Origin of the sequence: Curtobacterium sp. TC1, from assembly GCF_019844075.1 — a bacterium.
Taxonomy (GTDB): Bacteria; Actinomycetota; Actinomycetes; order Actinomycetales; family Microbacteriaceae; genus Curtobacterium.
Window position 1 is genome coordinate 2,843,051 of the sequence record NZ_CP081964.1, and the last position, 17,786, is coordinate 2,860,836.

The window sequence follows — 17,786 nt, forward strand, 5'->3', positions numbered from 1 at the left end:
CACGTCGCCAGTCGTGGTCATGTCCACCGGGGACCCCCAGACCGAGGGACCGTCCGGGGCTCAGGCGTCGAGTACCTCCGCTTCCAGTCCGCGCAGCAGGGCCTCGAGGTCGTCGGCGACCGCGGGGCTCGCGAACAGGAAGGAACGGGTGCCACCCGCTTCCCAGATGCGGACCGACGCTCCGGCCTCGTGCGCGACGACGGAGCCGCCGGCCATGTCCCACGGGTTGATCCCGCGCTCGTAGTAGGCGTCGACGACCCCGGCACCGACCGCGCAGCAGTCGAGCGACGCCGCTCCCCCGCGTCGGATGTCCCGTACCTCGCCGATGAGCCCGGCGAGCACGGCCACCTGCTCACGCCGTCGGTCGGCCGTGTACCCGAAGCCCGTCGCCACGAGCGTCTCGGCGAGCGAGGCGGGAGCGCTGACGGACAGGGGGACGCCGTCACGGGTGGCGCCCTGTCCGGCCGCTGCGCGGAACACGACCCCGGTGGCCGGGGCGACCACGACACCCGCGACGGGCTCCCACGTCGTCGGGTCGGCGGAGCCGCGCACGACCCCGATGCTCACGCCGTAGTCGGCGCTGCCGTACAGGTAGTTGACGGTGCCGTCGATCGGGTCGACGACCCACGTGATGCCCGACTCCCCCGACGCCGAGCCCGACTCCTCACCGTGGAACGCGTCCTCCGGCCGGGCCTCGGCGATCCGGGTGCGGATGAGCGCCTCGACCTCGCGATCCGCCGCGGTGACCACGTCGACGATGCTCGACTTGCGGTCGGCGACCTCGACCCCCTCGGCACGTCGTCGCGCGGCGAGCGTGGCCGCTTCGCGCGCGATCGTCTCGGCGAGGTCGGCGAACTGGGACGGTGTGCGGTCGGATGCCATGCACCGATCCTGCCAGTGACGACGAAAGCCCCGTCCGGATCGGACGGGGCTTCCAGGTGGTGGCAAGTGAGGGATTCGAACCCCCGAAGGCTACGCCGGCTGATTTACAGTCAGATCCCTTTGGCCGCTTGGGTAACTTGCCATGCGCACCCAGCCGGTGTGATCACCAACCGAAGGCGCGCACAAAAGCATAGCGGATCCGGAACGGTGGTCGTGACCACCGTGAGCCGATCCGCGCGACCAGAACCGGGCCTCCTGTCCGCCGTTAGGCTGTCCGGCATGGCAGACAGTTCCTTCGACGTGGTCAGCAAGGTCGACAAGATGGAGGCGGAGAACGCCCTCAACCAGGCGGCCAAGGAGATCGAGCAGCGGTACGACTTCAAGGGCGCGGACGCGTCGGTCGCCTTCAGCGGTGACGACGTCCTCATCAAGGCGAACTCGGAAGAGCGCGCCAAGGCCGTCCTCGACGTCCTGCAGAGCAAGGCGATCAAGCGCAACATCAGCCTGAAGAGCCTCGACGCCGGTGACCCGTACCCCTCGGGCAAGGAGTACCGCATCGAGGTGAAGTTCAAGAACGGCATCGAGCAGGACGTCGCCAAGAAGATCGGCGCGTTCCTGCGGGCGAACGCCCCGAAGACCGTGAAGAGCCAGATCCAGGGCGACGAACTGCGGGTCTCCTCGAAGAGTCGTGACGACCTGCAGAACACCATCCAGCTCCTCAAGGGTGAAGAGTTCGACGTCCCGTTGCAGTACATCAACTTCCGCTGACGCGCAGCGTCGAACGACACCCGAACCCGACACCGGCACCCCGTGGAGCACTGGCTCACCGTCGCGATCACCGTCCTGGCCGTCCTGCTGGACCTGGCGATCCGCGCCTTCTCGATCATCTACGTCCCGATCAACCGGAAGCCGCAGACCGCGACGGCCTGGTTGCTGGCGATCTTCCTCATCCCCTACATCGGCTTCATCGTCTTCCTGGTCATCGGATCGACGAAGCTGCCGCGCGCCCGGCGTGAGAAGCAGACCGAGATCAACGCGTACATCCTCGAGCAGACCGAGGGCATCGAACGCGTGCGCCGTGACCACCCGTGGCCGCTCTGGCTCGAGAGCATCACCACGCTGAACCGCGAACTCGGTGCCATGCCGCTGGTCGGCGGCAACTCGGCCGAGCTCTACCCCGACTCGGAGGAGTCGATCGCCGAGATGACCCGGGCGATCGACCAGTCGCGTCGGTTCGTGCACGTCGAGTTCTACATCGCGACACTCGACGACACGACCCGTCCGTTCTTCGACGCGCTCGCCCGCGCGCAGGCCCGCGGCGTCACCGTCCGCTTCCTGCTCGACCACTGGGCGAGCCGCGGGTACCCCGGCTACAAGGACACACTGGCGTTCATGGACCGCGCCGGCATCGAGTGGCACCTCATGCTCCCGCTGCTGCCACTGCAGGGGAAGTTCCAGCGCCCCGACCTGCGCAACCACCGGAAGATCATGGTCATCGACGGCTCGGTCGCGTTCACCGGGTCGCAGAACCTGATCGACGCGTCGTACGACATCAAGTCCCACATCGAGAAGGGCATGGTCTACAAGGACCTGTTCGCCCGGTTCGAAGGACCGGTCGTCGCGGGGTTGAACGCCCTGTTCGTCACCGACTGGTACAGCGAGACCGACGAACTGCTCCTGCGCGAGAGCGACCCGGTGCAACGAGCCGACCGCGGTGACGCCCTCGACTGCCAGGTGGTGCCGTCCGGGCCGGGGTTCGACGGTGAGAACAACCTGCGCCTGTTCAACGCGCTGCTCTACTCGGCGCAGAAGAAGGTGTCGATCACCTCGCCGTACTTCGTCCCGGACGACTCGATGCTGTACGCCATCACGACGACCGCCCAGCGCGGCGTCGAGGTCGAGCTCTTCGTCGGCGAGATGGGCGACCACGCGATGACATGGCACGCGCAACGCTCGTACTACGAGGGACTGCTCCGCGCCGGCGTCAAGATCTGGCTGTACCGGGCACCGGTGATCCTGCACGCCAAGCACTTCACCATCGACGACGAGGTGTCGGTGATCGGGTCGAGCAACATGGACATGCGCTCGTTCAGCCTGAACCTCGAGGTCTCCGTGATGGTGCGCGGCCACCGCTTCGTCGATGCGTTGCGCGGCGTGCAGGATGCCTACAAGGAGCACAGCTTCGAGCTCACGCTCGACGAGTGGGTCGACCGTCCGCGCCGGTCCAAGGTGCTCGACAACGTCGCGCGGCTCACGGCAGCGCTGCAGTAGCGAGCGCTGGCGCGCTGGCGCGCCTGGCGCGCCTGGCGCGCTGGCGCGCTGGCGCACGGTGCGTCGTCCTCCACTCGGTGCGACCCTGGTCGCACGGTGCGGACGGGAGGCGCGGCTCGCCACCGCCACGCACGGTGCGTCGTCCTCCAGTCGGTGCGACCTTGGCCGCACGGTGCGTCGCGACAGCGAGGCACCGTGCGAGCAAGCCCGCGGCGAGCGGACAACCCTGCACCGTGCAGCAGCGCTCCGCGGCCGGGTCGCCCCCGGCAGGTGCGCTCAGCGCAGCGGGACGAGGGATGCCAGGGCCGCGACGGCCCGCTCGAGCGGGCCACGGCCGAGGAACCGGCGCCAGACCATCGCGAACACGACCGAGCCGAGGGCGAACCAGCCCCACGCCTCGGCCGACTCCGGGTACTCGGGCAGCAGCGCGATCACCACGAGGTGTCCCGAGTAGACCGTGAGCGGCATCGACCCGACGGCGGCGAGCGGGAACGCGATCCGCTCGGCGACCCGGCCTCGCCCGTCGAACACCAGGATGCACAGCGCGATGACCGCCACCGCCACCCCCGCTGTGCCCACCACGTCGACGACCGACGACGAGTGGTCACGCGGTGACAGGAAGAGCTGGGCGAGGGCCTGGCCCGGAGTGGTGTCGTCGGCGGCGTACGGAACGCCCGGGAACGCGAACGCAGCCCCTGGCGGCAGCGGCGCGAGGACGGTGCCGACGATGTACGCGGTGGCGGCGACCAGTGCGCCGGACGCGAGGAGCACGATCTGCAAGCCCCGGGCCTCTCCCCACCGGTACGGCCCGGACGCCGCTGGCGCGTCGTCCGGGAACCGGCGGCGTGGGCCCAGACCGGACCTGGCGATCGCGAGACCGACCAAGACGTACGCCAGGAAGGTGACCACGGGGTAGACCAGGCCGAGCTGCACGCCGACCATGCCCGCGTCCGCGTAGGCCGGTGCGATCGCGACCGCGGCGATCGGCGACAGGACGGCGCAGGCACCCGCGATGGCGAGGAGCCACGCCGGGCGGACCCGGAGCACCGGGATGACCAGCAGGAAGAGCACGCCGTACGTCGGCAGGATGACGTAGACGGGGGTGTCCAACGCGATGAGCACGAACCCGACGGCGACGACGGCCACGGCACGGATCGCCAGGCGTGCCCGGACCCGGCCGATCGTCGGTGGTCCCGGCGGGCTCGTCCGACCGCTCGTCAGCCCGATCGACACCCCGGCGAGGACGGCGAACAGCGTGGACGGGCGCCCGTGCGCCACGGCCGACCACGTCGAGGGGTCGGACCAGTCGAGCTGGTCCGCGATGCCGCCGATGTGCGCGGCCATCATGCCGAGCAACGCGAGCGCCCGTGCGACGTCGACGCCCTGCAGCCGCGCGCCGGAAGCGGACGCGCCCCGCACCGCCGTGGGCGGGACGGGGCGCGTGTCGGTCATCGCCGTCAGTTCGTGGGCGCGTCGACGCGGCCGAGCGACACGTCGATCATCTCGTCGCGGGGCACGACCTTGATGCGCTCACGCCCCTCGGCAGCACCGAGCGCGAGCTCGTGGGTGTCCAGGTTGTGCCAGCCGTCGAGGTCGGTGTACTGGACACCCCGCTCGCGGAGCAGGGCCGGGATCGCACCCTCGGACGGGTCCTCCGGCGTCCACCAGCTCGCCTGGTCGTTCACGATGTGCTGCACGGTCTCCATCGCGTCGGACTTCGTGTGGCCGATCAGGCCGACCGGGCCGCGCTTGATCCAGCCGGTGGCGTAGACACCCGGGATCTGCTGGTTGTCGTCGTCGAGGACCTGGCCCTCGTGGTTCGGGATGACGCCGTGGCGCTCGTCGAACGGCAGGCCGGGCAACGGGGAACCGAAGTAGCCCACGGCTCGGTACGCCGCCTGGACCGGGATCTCGCGGATCTCGCCCGTGCCCTCGACGCCGCCCTCGCCGTTCGGCCGGGTGCGCTCGTACCGGATCGCGGTGAGGTTGCCGTGCTCGTCGCCGACGAACTCGGTCGGCTTCGCGTAGAAGTGCAGGTGCAGCCGCCGGCTCGCCTGGCCGGTCTCGCGCGTGCGCCACTGCTCGAGCACCCGGTTGATGACCATGATCTGCTTGTTCGTGGCGATCGCGGTCTTCGAGGCCTCGTCGTGGTCGAAGTCCTCGTCGTAGACGATCATGTCGACGTCGCGGACCTCGCCGAGTTCGCGGAGCTCGAGCGGCGTGAACTTCACCTGGGCGGGACCACGGCGGCCGAAGACGTGGACGTCCGTGACGGGTGACGCCTTCAGACCCTCGTACACGTTCGCCGGGATCTCGGTCGGCAGCAGGTCGTCGGCGTGCTTCGCCAGGATGCGGGAGACGTCGAGGGCCACGTTGCCGACCCCGATCACCGCGACGCTCGAGGCGTCGAGCGGCCAGGTGCGCGGCACGTCGGGGTGGCCGTCGAACCAGCTGACGAACTCGGCGGCGCCGAAGGAGCCCTCGAGGTCGACACCGGGGATGTCGAGGTCGGCGTCCTTGATCGCGCCCGTCGAGAAGACGACGGCGTTGTAGTGCTTCTTCAGGTCCTCGAGGGTGATGTCCTCGCCGAAGCGGACGTTGCCGAACAGCCGGACGACACCGCGGTCGAGCACGTCGCGCAGCGCGTTGACGATGCCCTTGATGCGCGGGTGGTCGGGGGCGACGCCGTAGCGGACCAACCCGTACGGCGCGGGGAGCTGCTCGAACAGGTCGATCGACACGTCGTGTCCGTGGGCCTCGCGCAGCAGGATGTCCGCGGCGTAGATGCCGGCGGGTCCGGCGCCGACGATGGCGATTCGGAGGGTGGGCACTGATCGTCTCCAGTTCGTTCGGGTGGGGTGCTCCCGGTGGTGCGTCCCGCGCGGCGGCCGTGGGGCCGTCCGGTCGCGGGCGGTGTTCAGCGGCTGCGGTCGACGACGGAGTCCGCGAAGCGGGTGAGCGCCCGCTTCACGGTGCCGTCGGGCAGCGGGGCGAGGGCGTCCACGGCTTCGCGGGCCCAGCGGACCGCGACCGTGCGCGTCGACGCCGTCGCCTCGTGTTCACGCAGGGCGGCGACGGCCGACTGGTACGGCACGGAGCCGACCGCGTCGTCCGGGGCGCCGTTCACGTCGCGCTCGATGCGCTGGACGAGGTCCTGCGCCGCCGGGTCGGTCGCCGCGTGCCGCCGCAGGTGCAGCATCGGCAGCGTGTCGACGCCGGCGCGGAGGTCGTTGCCGGCGATCTTGCCGGTCTTGTCCGTCGCGGGTGCCAGGTCGATGACGTCGTCGACGAGCTGGAAGGCGACACCCACCTTCTCGCCGAAGGTCCCGACGGCGTCGAGGTACGTCCGGTCGGCGCCCGAGAACATGACGCCGGCGCGGGCGGCGGTCGCGATGAGCGAACCGGTCTTGTCGCTGAGGACCTGGATGTAGTGCTCGACCGGGTCGTCGTCGGGCTGCGGGCCCGTGGTCTCGTGCAGCTGCCCCATGCAGAGCCGCTGGAAGGTCTCGGCCTGCATCCGGATGCCCTCGGTGCCGAGGTCGGCGGTGATGAGGCTGGCACGGGCGAAGAGCAGGTCGCCGGTCAGGATCGCCACGTTGTTGCCGTAGGTGATCTGCGCCGCGGGGACCCCGCGGCGCACGGGCGCTTCGTCCATGACGTCGTCGTGGTAGAGCGACGCCAGGTGGGTCGTCTCGATGCTCACGGCCGCCTTGACCACGGCGTCGGTCACCCCGTCGCCGAGCTGCGCGATGAGCAGCGTGAGCGTCGGACGGATCCGCTTGCCACCCGCGGAGAGCAGGTAGCGGCTCGTGGTGTCGGCCAGGGTGTCCGTGGAACGCATGGCGTCCTCGAGCCCCTGCTCGACGAGCTCGAGCCCGTCGTCGACGGCGGTGATGAAGCGGCGGTCGGCGGGCGTGGCGAACAGCCGCTCGCCGATGCCCAGCGAGGCGCGGAGGCTCGGCGCGCGACGTGCGACCGGGACGCTCGGATTCAAGTGCTGCTCCGTCTTCGGGGGATGGTGACCGGTCAGTCGTCGGCCGGGTCGACGCGCGGCTGCTCGCCGGTTGCCTGGTGGTCGCGGCGTGCCTTCGCACGACGGGCCGCGGACTCGCGCACCGTGTCGGCGACGGGCTTGCGGCCACGGTGCAGTGCGACGATACCGGCCGTGAGGTTGCGGTAGGCGACCACGGAGAACCCGACGCCGCGCAGCCACTGGGTCAGGACCTGCTGGTCCGGCCACGCGTCGATCGACTCGGCGAGGTAGCGGTAGGCAGCGGGGTTGCTGCTGGAGAGCTTCGCGATGCCCGGGAGCACGCGCTTCAGGTAGGTGCCGTAGCCGAGGCGCAGCAGCGCACGGGGCGGGGTCGAGAACTCGCAGATGACGACGCGGCCGCCGGGCTTCAGCACCCGCAGCATCTCGGCGAGCGCCTGCTTCGGGTCGTTCACGTTGCGGAGCCCGAACGAGATCGTGACCGCGTCGAACGTGTCGTCGTCGAAGGGCAGGTGTTCGGCGTCACCCTCGACGAAGGTGATCTCGGGGTGTCGCTCGCGGCCGACGGCGATCATGCCGGCGGAGAGGTCGAGCGCGCTGACCTCAGCACCCTTCTTCGCGAACGCCGCGGCGCTCGTGCCGGTGCCGGCGGCGATGTCGAGGACCTTCTCGCCGGGCTGCGGGTCGACCGCCCGCACCGTGGCGACACGCCACAGCGGTGCGTTGCCCGCCGACAGGATGTCGTTCGTGAGGTCGTACTTGGCCGCGACGTCGTCGAACATCGCCGCCACCTCGTCCGGCCGCTTGTTCAGGTCCGCTCTGCTCACCCGACCAATCCTAGAGGTCTCGACCGTACGTTCACCGGACTCGCAGCGACGGCTCGCGCGACCGGCGGACGGCCGGGCGTCCGACCGACCGCGCGTAGCATCGGAGCCGTGACCCGAACCACCACGGCGGCGCCCCCGCTGACGGTCTCCACCCGGATCCTCGACGACCCGGGCACCGTCCTCCGCCACACCCTCCGCGACCGTCCCCTGGCCTTCGTCCGGAACGGCGACGGCATCGTCGGCATCGGGGAAGCGCTGCGGTTCACGTTCACCGGGCGCGACCGGATGCGCGACGCGGCCGCCGTGTGGCGTTCCGTCGTGGAAGCCGCCACCGTCGACGACCCGGTGCAGCTGCGCGGGTCGGGTCTGGTGGCGTTCGGCTCCTTCGCCTTCGCCGACGACTCCGCCGACGAGAGCGTGCTGATCGTCCCGCGCGTGGTCATCGGTCGTCGGCGCGGGAAAGCCTGGCTCACGGCGATCGACACGACCGTCGGCGCCGAGCCGCTCGCCTTCACACGGACCTCGGTGCCGGTCCCCCACGTCGGACCGCACGTCTCCGTCACGCTGCGCCCGGGCCGGATCGACGAGGCCGCCTACGCCGCGAACGTCGCCGAGGCCGTGCGGCGCATCGTCGCCGGGGGCGCGCAGAAGGTCGTCCTCGCCCGCGACCTCGTCGGCACGCTGCCGCCGGGAGCCGATCGACGCGCCGTGCTGCTCGACCTCGCCGCCGCCTACCCGCAGTGCGTCACGTTCGCGGTCGACGGCCTGGTGGGTGCGACCCCGGAGACGCTCGCCCGCACGGACGGCACGCGGCTGACGGCACGGGTGCTGGCCGGCAGCGCCGCACGCGGGACCGACGAGGTGTCCGACCGTGCGGCCGCCGAGGCCCTCGCCGCCAGCGCGAAGGACGTCGAGGAGCACGCGTTCGCGATCGACAGCCTGCTCGCCTCGCTCCGCCCGCTCGTCACCGAGCTGCGTGCCGACCCGGAGCCGTTCCGACTGCAGCTGCCGAACCTGTGGCACCTTGCGACCGACGTGCAGGCGACGCTGCCGCCGGACACCACCTCGCTCGACGTCGCCGACGCCCTGCACCCGACCGCCGCGGTCGCGGGGACTCCCACCGACGTGGCCGTCCGGCTCGTCGCCGAGCTCGAGGGCGTCGACCGCGGACGCTACGCCGGTCCGGTGGGCTGGATGGGCGCGACGGGCGACGGCGAGTGGATGCTCGCGCTGCGGAGCGCCCGGATCGACGACGACGGCACCGTCCGGGCCTGGGCCGGCGCCGGTGTCGTGGCGGGGTCGGAGCCGGCGCGCGAGGTCGCCGAGACCGCCCTGAAGTTCCGACCGGTCACCGACGCGCTGGCCTGAGCGGCGCGGCGCCACGCGGCCCCGCGGTCGCGCTGCACCGCCCCGCCGCGTCAGTCCGCCAGCGGGACCTCGATGACGACCCGCTCGGCCGGGTCGGTGAGCACGCGTTCGAGGTCGCCCCACGTCTCGGCGCGGCGGTACTCCCAGCCGAGGCCGGTCACGACCCGTTCGACGTCGACGTGCTGCGGGGTCGACATCATCCGCCGCATGTCCTCCGGTGGGGTGGTGCGTGCCACCTCGAGCCCGCGGAAGATCGCGCCGCCGTGGTCGTTGCCGACGACGACCTGCACCCGGTGCGTCCGTTCCTCGGTGCCGGTGACGAACGCCCCGAGGTCGTGCAGCAGGGTCAGGTCGCCGAGCAGCACGCGCGTGGTGCCGACCGACGCCGACGACTGCTCGAGCGCCGCGGCGATGCCCAACGCGGTCGACACGGTGCCGTCGATGCCGGCGAGGCCGCGGTTCGCGTGCACCCGGATCTTCTTGCCGAGCACCCGTCCGTCGGCGACGCGGATGATCTGCGAGGCCCCGAACACGAGCCGGTCGTGCGGCCACGTCACGCCCCACACGGCGTCGGCGAGCATCGCGCGGTCGACCGGTCGGCGGCGGAGCGCGACCTCGTCGCGCAGGAACTTGTTGCGTTCGGCGCGGTCCGGGGACCGCTTGGCGCCGAGGTCGGGTCCGGCGTCGCCGTCGCCGAGCAGCTGACGGCTCGCGCCGACCCAGCGACCGACCCACGCACGGTGCTCCGGCCGAGTGCGGCCGGTCACGCGGACGTCGGCCACGAAGGTGGTCAACGATTCGCTGGGCCCACGCCGCCGGTTCCCGGACGACGCGCCAGCGGCGTCCGGGCCGTGCCGGTGGGGAGAGGCGCGGGCCGGGTCGAAGGGATCGGCCGCGGGTCCGCGGACCACGATCGTCTCGACCCCCTGCCGCTGCAGCAGCGCCGGGACCTCCCGACTGAGGGTCGGGTGGCCGAGCACGACGGCGCGGCGGACCGCCCCGCCGAAGTCCGGGTCGCGCAGGAGGTCGCGGTAGGCGACGACGAGGTTCCGGCCGAACCGTGCGCCGCTGGAGACCTCGGCGAGCAGAGGTGCCCCGAGCTCCCAGGCGATGCGCTCGGCGTCCGCACCGGCGTCGTGCCCGGCGATGACGACCGTGCTCGGCTCGTCGTCCGGCGACAGCTCCGCGACCGGCAGGCCCCCGTTCGCGCGACGGGTGGCGAACGCGGTGTCGACCTCGTCGTCGGGGACGCCCTGCACGTCCTCGGCGTCGAGGCCGGCGGAGAGGGGTTCGCGGAACGCGACGTTGAGCTGCGCCGGTCCGGGCTGCCCGGTGTGCCCGGCGGCCGCGGCGACGGCCTGGCGGGCGAGGTCGCGCAGCACGGCACGCACCGACGCGTCGGCCCCGTGTGCCGACGGCGCCTCGACATCGCGGACGAAGGCGACCGCGTCGCCGAACATGCCCGGCTGGACCGTGGTCTGGTTGCTGCCGATGCCGCGGAGTTCGTCCGGCCGGTCGGCGCTCAGGACGATCATCGGGACGCCGGAGTGGTGCGCTTCGAGGACCGCGGGGTGCAGGTTGGCGACGGCGGTGCCCGAGGTCGTCACGACCGCGGCCGGTCGGCCGGACTCCACCGCGAGCCCGAGGGCGAAGAACCCGGCGGTGCGCTCGTCGAGTCGGACGTGCACGGTCAGTCCGCCGGCACGCTCGAGGGCGACGGCCGCGAGCGCGAGGGCCTGCGACCGCGAGCCGGGGCTGACGACGACGTCGGTGACGCCGGCGCGCACGAGTTCCTGCAGCAGGGTCAGGGCCGCGTCCGTCGCCGGGCTGCCCGATCCCGCGGGCCCGTCAGCGATCGGTGCGGCCGTCGTCGTCTCGGTCGTGGAACTGGTCTTCGAGGTCTCGGAGGGTCGCGTCGTCCTGGTCCTTGTCCGTGAGGGTGTCCCCCGGCGCGGGCGTGGTGCCGAGGAAGTCCGGGTCGTCTTCGGGTCCACGGTACCGGGCGGTCGTGCCCGGGGACGCCGGCGACCGGCCGAGCAGGAACCAGAGCACCCCGCCGAGGACGGGGAGGACGATCACCAGGAGGATCCAGACACCGCGCCTGAGGGATCGGACACGTTCGCGGGGCATCGTCGCGCAGTCGATGGCCGCGTACACCGTGAAGGCGACAGCGGCGACGACGACGATCAACCACAAGCGGACCATGCCCAGGAGTGTAGGTCGCGAGCCTGTGACGACCCTGCCGGTCGGCCGTCCGTAGACTCGCAGGGTGAAAGCGTGGCTCCTCTACACCCTCGCCCGGCTCGGCATCTTCGCGGCGGCGCTCGTGCTCCTCCGGCTCCTGACGCCGATGCCCTGGTACTGGGCGACCATCGTCGCTGCCCTCGTCGGGCTCCTGGTGTCCTACATCGCGCTCGCGAAGCTCCGCACCACGGTCGCCCTGAGCCTCGCCAACCGCCGCGGGGGCCCGGAGCGCGACGCGGACACCGACTTCGAGGACGACTTCGTCAACGCTGCGGACACCGACGCCGCGGACACCCCGACCGTGCACCCGGTGTCGGACGCCGACCGGCACGCCGCGCGCCGGGACACCGACGCGGAGTAGTCCTACGGCTGGACGGCGAGCGTGATCCCGAGCACCACGCCGAACACCAGCGACGCGAACGACGACAGCTGCAACGCCGTGATGAGCTCACGCGGCTTGCGCGACGACACCCCGATCGCGAGCGCCGGCAGGGCCAGCAGCAGCGAGAAGTACGTGAAGCCGGTGCGGAAGTAGAGCAGGACGAACCAGAGCAGCACGACGTACGGCAGCAGCAGGAACAGGCCGTACAGCACGCGTGCCACCGGTCGGCCGACGACGACCGCGAGGGTGCGCTTGCCGGCCAGACGGTCCTCGTCGATGTCGCGGATGTTGTTGACCATCAAGACCGCGCAGGCGAAGAACCCGGCGGCGACCGCGGCGGCCCATCCGCTCGCGGTGGCCTGGCCGATGAGCACGTACTGGGTGCCGAGCACGGCGACGAGTCCGAAGAACACGAAGACGAAGACCTCACCGAGCGCGTTGTAGCCGTACGGCTTCTTGCCGCCGGTGTAGAACCACGCGGCGACGATGGCGGCGGCGCCCACGAGCAGCAGCCACCACAGCTGGGTGAGCACCACGATGACGATCCCGGCGACCGCTGCCAGCCCGAAGAACGTCAGCGCGACGGTCAGCACCGTCCGGGGCTTCGCGAGGCCCGCGCCCGTCAGTCGAGCCGGGCCGACGCGGTACTCGTCGGTGCCGCGGACGCCGTCCGAGTAGTCGTTGCTGTAGTTCACGCCGATCTGCAGGAACAGGGCCACCGCGAGGGCGAGCAGCGCGATGGCGAGGTGCGCGTCCTGCGCCAGGAACGCACCGAAGTCACCCGTGGTGCGACTGTCGACGAAGCCCACGGTGGTGCCGAGCACCACGGGGACGACGCCCAGCGTCAGGGTGCGGAGCCGTGCCCCGCCGATCCAGTCCCGCGCGGTCGCCCGGCGCTTCGAGCGGACCGGGGCCGCGGCCTTCGCCGGGTTGCCCGAGCGGCCCTGCTTGTGCGTCGTGTTCTTCGTTCGTGCCACGACCACCGATCCTATCCGCGACGCGTCGCGGTGCCGTCGCGTGGACCTACGAGGACGCCAAGTCCTGGATCGCCCGCCGGTCGGGCTTGCCGGACGGGAGCATCGGCAGCCGGTCGACGACCACCACCGCGGCCGGACGTGCCGCACGGCCGAGTGCGTCGCCCACGTGGGACCGGACGGTGTCGAGGTCGAGCGGCTGTTCGGTGACGACGACCGGCACCTCGCCCCACTCCCCCGAGGCCCGTCGGGTGACGACCGCCCCGTGCTGGTCGGGCAGGTCGCGCACGAGCCGCTCCACCGCGCCGAGGCGGACCTTCTCACCGCCGGAGACCACCACGTCGTCGAGCCGTCCGAGCACCCGGACCACCCCGTCGGACACCGTTGCGGCGTCGCCCGTGCGGTACCAGCGCAGACCGTCGCGCTCGACGAACGTCGCGGCCGTCCGGTCGTCGTCTCCGAGGTACCCCTCGGCGAGCATCGGACCCGACAGCTGCAGCTCGCCGTCCACGACCTCGGTGCGGACGGTGCCGAACGGGACGCCGTCGTACACGCAGCCACCGCTCGTCTCACTGGCGCCGTACGTCGTCACGATCCGCACGCCCGCCGCGACCGCTCGATCGCGCAGTGCCGCCGGGGTCGCCTGGCCGCCGACGAGGACGGCGTCGAACCGGGCCAGCGCAGCGGTCGCACGGCCGTCGTCGAGCACGCGGGCGAGCTGCACGGGGACCAGGGACGTGTAGCGCCGTGGGGCGGCAGGGCCGGTGACGAGCCGGTCTGCGGCGTCCGCGAACGCCGCCGCGTCGAAGTGGCCCGGTGCCACGACGACCGGCGTCGTCCCCGCGGCGATCGAGCGGGTCAGGACGTTGAGGCCAGCGATGTAGTGCGTGGGCAGCGCGAGGACCCAGCCACCGGGGCCTCCGAGTGCGGCGTCGGCGGCTGCCGCCCCCGCGAGCAGTGCCTCGGACGAGAGCGCCACGCGCTTGCCGGTGCCGGTGGACCCGCTCGTCTCGACCACCAGGGCGACCCGTTGCCGGACGTCGGCCGGTGGCGGGGTCGGCAGGGCGGGCGTTCCCTCGGCGACGGGGAGCAGCGCGGGGCCGCCGGCGAGCGCTGCCTCCAGGCCGCGGAGCACGGCCAGCGGGTCCGACGTGCCGAGCGCGACCAGCGGACGGCTCATGCCACGCCCACCGGGCGCGTGCGGACCACCTGACGCACGCGGAGCACCGGGCTCAGTAGTGCCACGGGAACGACGTCCACTCGGGGGCGCGCTTCTCGAGGAACGAGTCGCGGCCCTCGACGGCCTCGTCGGTGCCGTAGGCGAGCCGCGTCGCCTCGCCCGCGAAGACCTGCTGGCCGACCATGCCGTCGTCGACGGCGTTGAACGCGTACTTCAGCATCCGGATCGCGGTCGGGGACTTGCCGAGGACGATCTCACCCCAGCGGATCGCCTCGCGCTCGAGGTCCTCGTGCGGGACGACGGCGTTCACGGCACCCATCTCGTACGCGCGCTGCGCCGAGTACTCCTGTGCCAGGAAGAAGACCTCGCGCGCGAACTTCTGGCCGATCTGCTTGGCGTAGTACGCGCTGCCGTAGCCGCCGTCGAACGACCCGACGTCGGCGTCGGTCTGCTTGAACCGGCCGTGCTCGGCGCTCGCGATGGTCAGGTCGCAGATCGCGTGCAGCGAGTGCCCGCCGCCGGCCGCCCACCCGGGGACCACGGCGATGACGACCTTGGGCATCATGCGGATCAGGCGCTGCACCTCGAGGATGTGCAGCCGCCCCATCGAGGCCTGCGCGGCGGCCGGGTCGACTCCCTCGGGCGGGGCTCCCTCGTCGCCGACGTACTGGTAGCCGCTGCGCCCGCGGATGCGCTGGTCGCCGCCTGAGCAGAACGCCCAGCCGCCGTCCTTCGGGCTCGGGCCGTTGCCGGTCAGCAGGACGACGCCGACGCGGGGGTCCTGACGGGCGTCGTCGAGTGCGCGGTACAGCTCGTCGACCGTGCGCGGACGGAAGGCGTTCCGCACCTCGGGCCGGTCGAAGGCGACCCGGACGATGCCCTTCGAGACGTGCTTGTGGTAGGTGATGTCCGTGAACTGCTCCGCGATCGGAGCCGCGGTCCAGACGTCGGGGTCGAACAGGTCGGAGACGGGAGCAGCCATGCTCCCAACGTACCGCTGCGGTCAGGCGCCCATGCCGGTCAGGACCTCGGGTGCGACGAACACCAGGATCACGATGAGGATGACGGGGTTGGCGAAGAACGCCACCACGACACCGATCGCGCCGTACCACCGGCCGAGGCCACCGACCGCGGCGACGAAGCCGAGCACGGCGGCGATGAGGGTCAGGAAGACCACGACGAAGCAGATCCCGAACGCGAACTCGGAGTCGCCGCCCATGAAGACCGCGAAGGCGCTGGCGTCGACCGCTGCGGACACCACCGCGAGGCCGAGGGCGATCTTGCCGACGATCGGGCTGCGGCGCTTCCGTGCCGTCGTCTGCCGCACGTCGACGGTGCCCTGCTGCATGAGCCGGGCGAACTCGTCGGTGTCGCGACCGGGGCGCTGCGACGCGTGCTGCTGCGGTTCCCGCGCCACCGCGCCTCCCTCGTTCCGGACGCTTCGATCCGGGTCGTGACCTGTGCCGACCGGGGCCGACCGATGCATGCTAATGCCCTGCCCTGGCGGTCCCCTCCGAGGAACCGGCAGGTGCCCTGGGTGCGGTGGGAGGATGGCGGACGTGCTCCCCGACCTCGCCGAACTCACCGCCGACGCGCACGTGGTCGCCCTGCCCATGCGGGTGCGGTTCCGCGGCATCACCACGCGCGAGGCGGTCGTCCTCCGGGGCCCCTCGGGGTGGACGGAGTTCTCGCCCTTCGTCGAGTACGACGACGCCGAGGCCGCCGCGTGGCTCCGGGGCGCGATCGACTTCGGGTGGACGGAGCACGAGCCCGCCGCCGACTCGGTGCTCGTGAACGCCACCGTGCCGGCGATCTCGCCCGATGCGGTCGCCGCACTGCTCGCGCGCTACCCCGGGTGCACCACCGCCAAGGTCAAGGTCGCCGAACCCGGCACCACCGTCGACGACGACGTCGCCCGGGTCGCCGAGGTCCGCCGCGTGATGGGCCCCTCGGCTGCCGTCCGCGTGGACGCCAACGGTCTCTGGAGCGTCGACCAGGCCGCCGCGGCCCTCGAACGCCTCGCCCCCTTCGACCTGCAGTACGCCGAGCAGCCCTGCCGGACCGTGCCCGAACTGGCGGCACTCCGGTCGCGGACCGCCGGCCTCGGCATCCGGATCGCCGCGGACGAGAGCGTCCGCAAGGCAGCGGACCCGCTCGCCGTCGCACGGGCCGGGGCGGCCGACGTCCTCGTCGTCAAGGCCCAACCGCTCGGCGGCGTCACGGCTGCACGCGCCGTCATCGCCGAGGCCGGGTTGCCGTGCGTGGTCTCCAGCGCGCTCGACACCTCGGTGGGGCTCGGCATGGGGGCGTTCCTCGCCGCGGCCGCGATGTCCCCGGGGTACGCCGCGGGGCTCGGGACGGCCGCGATGTTCGCGTCCGACGTCACCGCGGACCCCCTGCTGCCCGTCGGGGGCCGGGTGCCGGTGCGCCGGGCCACGGTGTCGTCGGACCTGCTGGACCGGAACGCCGCGTCGCCGGAGCGCACGGCGTGGTGGCTCGCCCGGCTCGAGCGCGTGCACACCGTGCTCGCCGCCGCGTAGATCGCGTCGCACGACAGGAGGCGCGGTGCCAGCTGGCACCGCGCCTCCTGTCCGATCGCGGTCGCGACCAGAGCCGCGTCAGCGACGCACGTCGCTCACAGACCCGAGTAGCTGTGCAGGCCCTTGAAGAACACGTTCACGACCGAGAAGTTGAACATCACGGCGGCGAAGCCGATGAGCGCCAGCCAGGACGACCGCGCACCACGCCAGCCGCGGGTCGCACGCGCGTGGATGTACCCGGCGTAGACGACCCAGATGATGAAGGTCCAGACCTCCTTGGTGTCCCAACCCCAGTACCGGCCCCAGGCGCGCTCCGCCCAGACCGCACCGGCGATCAGGGTGAAGGTCCAGAGGACGAAACCGACGAGCAGGACGCGGTAGGTGAGGACCTCGAGGCGGTCGGCGTCCGGCAGGGTCGCCATGAAGCGGAGCTTGCCCGACGCGGTGCGGCCCTGGCGGTACGTCTGCACGAGCTGCGCCACCGCGAGCCCCGCGCCGAGCGCGAAGAACCCGGTGCCGGCGATCGCCACGAAGACGTGGATGACCAGCCAGTAGGACTGCAGGGCGGGCTGCAGCGGGACGACGGGCACCCAGTAGTTCACCGTGGCGATGCCGAGCAGGATGATCGTCAGCCCGGTGATGAAGACACCGAGGAACTTCAGGTTCTGCCAGAACTGCACCAGCAGGAAGATGAGCGTGATCAGCGCCGTGCCGGTGAGCGAGAACTCGAACATGTTGCCCCACGGCACACGGTCGGCCGCGATGCCGCGGAGGACCACCGATGCGACGTGCAGGACGAGCGCGAGGATCGTCATGGCCATGCCGACGCGTTCGAACTTCGTGCCGCGCCCGGTCGAGCCACCGGCGTTCGCCGGGGGTGCGGCGACCGGTTCGAGCACGACGGTGCCGCCCCGGACGGTGGCGACGGTCTTCACCGAGCGGGCCGCACCCACCGAGGCGGTCGCGGCTGCGTCGTCCGAGTCCGTGCCCGTGTTCTTCGCCGCTGCCGTCACCTCGCCGGAGCGTTTCGCCATGTCCAGCGCGAACGAGATGAACGCGATGACGTAGACCGCCATCGCGGAGTACGTCAGCACGACCGAGTAGGTCGCGAGGTTCGTGGTCATGTC

At 71.9% G+C, this 17,786-nt stretch carries 17 protein-coding genes and 1 tRNA gene; 5 read left to right on the forward strand and 13 right to left on the reverse strand.

Annotated features, from left to right (window positions below):
* Window positions 1–60: 60 nt before the first annotated feature.
* Together KZI27_RS14435 and KZI27_RS14440 are read right to left on the reverse strand one after the other, a co-directional pair.
* Window positions 61–882 (reverse strand): inositol monophosphatase family protein, encoded by an 822-nt coding sequence (locus KZI27_RS14435; RefSeq protein ID WP_222658156.1) that lies wholly within the window; start codon window positions 880–882, stop codon window positions 61–63.
* Between the two features lie 57 nt (window positions 883–939).
* Window positions 940–1,024: transfer RNA gene (locus KZI27_RS14440), tRNA-Tyr, on the reverse strand.
* 137 nt (window positions 1,025–1,161) lie between these two features.
* Here KZI27_RS14440 and KZI27_RS14445 point away from each other — a divergent pair.
* Entirely contained in the window at window positions 1,162–1,650 is a 489-nt protein-coding gene (locus tag KZI27_RS14445) for a YajQ family cyclic di-GMP-binding protein (RefSeq protein ID WP_123313841.1), read from the forward strand.
* A gap of 42 nt (window positions 1,651–1,692) precedes the next feature.
* Window positions 1,693–3,153: a cardiolipin synthase gene (cls, locus tag KZI27_RS14450; RefSeq protein WP_222658157.1), complete on the forward strand. Its 1,461-nt coding sequence runs from the start codon at window positions 1,693–1,695 to the stop codon at window positions 3,151–3,153.
* 276 nt (window positions 3,154–3,429) lie between these two features.
* Here the strand turns inward: cls and KZI27_RS14455 are convergent, their stop codons facing one another.
* The 4 genes from KZI27_RS14455 to KZI27_RS14470 form a co-directional block, all read right to left on the reverse strand.
* Window positions 3,430–4,605 (reverse strand): heparan-alpha-glucosaminide N-acetyltransferase domain-containing protein, encoded by a 1,176-nt coding sequence (locus KZI27_RS14455; RefSeq protein ID WP_222658158.1) that lies wholly within the window; start codon window positions 4,603–4,605, stop codon window positions 3,430–3,432.
* 5 nt (window positions 4,606–4,610) lie between these two features.
* Window positions 4,611–5,984 carry an FAD-dependent oxidoreductase gene (locus KZI27_RS14460; RefSeq protein WP_222658159.1) on the reverse strand — a complete coding sequence of 458 codons (1,374 nt, stop codon included), beginning with the start codon at window positions 5,982–5,984 and terminating at the stop codon, window positions 4,611–4,613.
* A gap of 86 nt (window positions 5,985–6,070) precedes the next feature.
* Window positions 6,071–7,147: a polyprenyl synthetase family protein gene (locus tag KZI27_RS14465; protein ID WP_123313845.1), complete on the reverse strand. Its 1,077-nt coding sequence runs from the start codon at window positions 7,145–7,147 to the stop codon at window positions 6,071–6,073.
* A gap of 32 nt (window positions 7,148–7,179) precedes the next feature.
* Window positions 7,180–7,971 carry a demethylmenaquinone methyltransferase gene (locus KZI27_RS14470; RefSeq protein WP_123313846.1) on the reverse strand — a complete coding sequence of 264 codons (792 nt, stop codon included), beginning with the start codon at window positions 7,969–7,971 and terminating at the stop codon, window positions 7,180–7,182.
* A gap of 108 nt (window positions 7,972–8,079) precedes the next feature.
* On the opposite strand from KZI27_RS14470, the gene KZI27_RS14475 reads away from it, so the two are divergent.
* Window positions 8,080–9,339 (forward strand): isochorismate synthase MenF, encoded by a 1,260-nt coding sequence (locus KZI27_RS14475; protein WP_222658160.1) that lies wholly within the window; start codon window positions 8,080–8,082, stop codon window positions 9,337–9,339.
* A 50-nt stretch (window positions 9,340–9,389) separates the two neighbouring features.
* On the opposite strand, the gene menD is transcribed toward KZI27_RS14475, so the two are convergent.
* Window positions 9,390–11,195, reverse strand: a complete 1,806-nt coding sequence (gene menD, locus KZI27_RS14480) for a 2-succinyl-5-enolpyruvyl-6-hydroxy-3-cyclohexene-1-carboxylic-acid synthase (protein WP_222661396.1) — start codon at window positions 11,193–11,195, stop codon at window positions 9,390–9,392.
* Complete coding sequence (locus KZI27_RS14485; protein WP_123313848.1) at window positions 11,188–11,544, reverse strand: PLD nuclease N-terminal domain-containing protein; 357 nt, start codon at window positions 11,542–11,544, stop codon at window positions 11,188–11,190. Before KZI27_RS14485 ends, menD begins: the two co-directional genes overlap by 8 nt.
* Window positions 11,545–11,608: 64 nt before the next feature.
* Here KZI27_RS14485 and KZI27_RS14490 point away from each other — a divergent pair, with 64 nt between their 5' ends.
* Entirely contained in the window at window positions 11,609–11,944 is a 336-nt protein-coding gene (locus KZI27_RS14490; RefSeq protein ID WP_222658161.1) for a DUF4229 domain-containing protein, read from the forward strand.
* A gap of 2 nt (window positions 11,945–11,946) precedes the next feature.
* Here KZI27_RS14490 and KZI27_RS14495 read toward each other — a convergent pair whose 3' ends face one another.
* The 4 genes from KZI27_RS14495 to KZI27_RS14510 are packed head-to-tail and all read right to left on the reverse strand — an operon-like array spanning window position 11,947 to window position 15,536.
* On the reverse strand, window positions 11,947–12,948 hold the full coding sequence (locus KZI27_RS14495) for a 1,4-dihydroxy-2-naphthoate polyprenyltransferase (RefSeq protein WP_222658162.1): 1,002 nt from the start codon (window positions 12,946–12,948) through the stop codon (window positions 11,947–11,949).
* A 40-nt stretch (window positions 12,949–12,988) separates the two neighbouring features.
* Window positions 12,989–14,119 (reverse strand): AMP-binding protein, encoded by a 1,131-nt coding sequence (locus KZI27_RS14500; RefSeq protein ID WP_222658163.1) that lies wholly within the window; start codon window positions 14,117–14,119, stop codon window positions 12,989–12,991.
* 52 nt (window positions 14,120–14,171) lie between these two features.
* Window positions 14,172–15,101: a 1,4-dihydroxy-2-naphthoyl-CoA synthase gene (locus KZI27_RS14505; RefSeq protein WP_111084280.1), complete on the reverse strand. Its 930-nt coding sequence runs from the start codon at window positions 15,099–15,101 to the stop codon at window positions 14,172–14,174.
* A 21-nt stretch (window positions 15,102–15,122) separates the two neighbouring features.
* A complete protein-coding gene (locus KZI27_RS14510) occupies window positions 15,123–15,536 on the reverse strand; it encodes a hypothetical protein (protein ID WP_222658164.1) in 414 nt (137 codons plus the stop codon).
* A gap of 133 nt (window positions 15,537–15,669) precedes the next feature.
* Here KZI27_RS14510 and KZI27_RS14515 point away from each other — a divergent pair, with 133 nt between their 5' ends.
* Window positions 15,670–16,659, forward strand: coding sequence for an o-succinylbenzoate synthase (locus tag KZI27_RS14515; RefSeq protein WP_222658165.1), 990 nt, complete (start codon window positions 15,670–15,672; stop codon window positions 16,657–16,659).
* A gap of 95 nt (window positions 16,660–16,754) precedes the next feature.
* Here the strand turns inward: KZI27_RS14515 and ccsB are convergent, their stop codons facing one another.
* Window positions 16,755–17,783: a c-type cytochrome biogenesis protein CcsB gene (ccsB, locus tag KZI27_RS14520; RefSeq protein WP_222661398.1), complete on the reverse strand. Its 1,029-nt coding sequence runs from the start codon at window positions 17,781–17,783 to the stop codon at window positions 16,755–16,757.
* Window positions 17,784–17,786 lie beyond the last annotated feature (3 nt).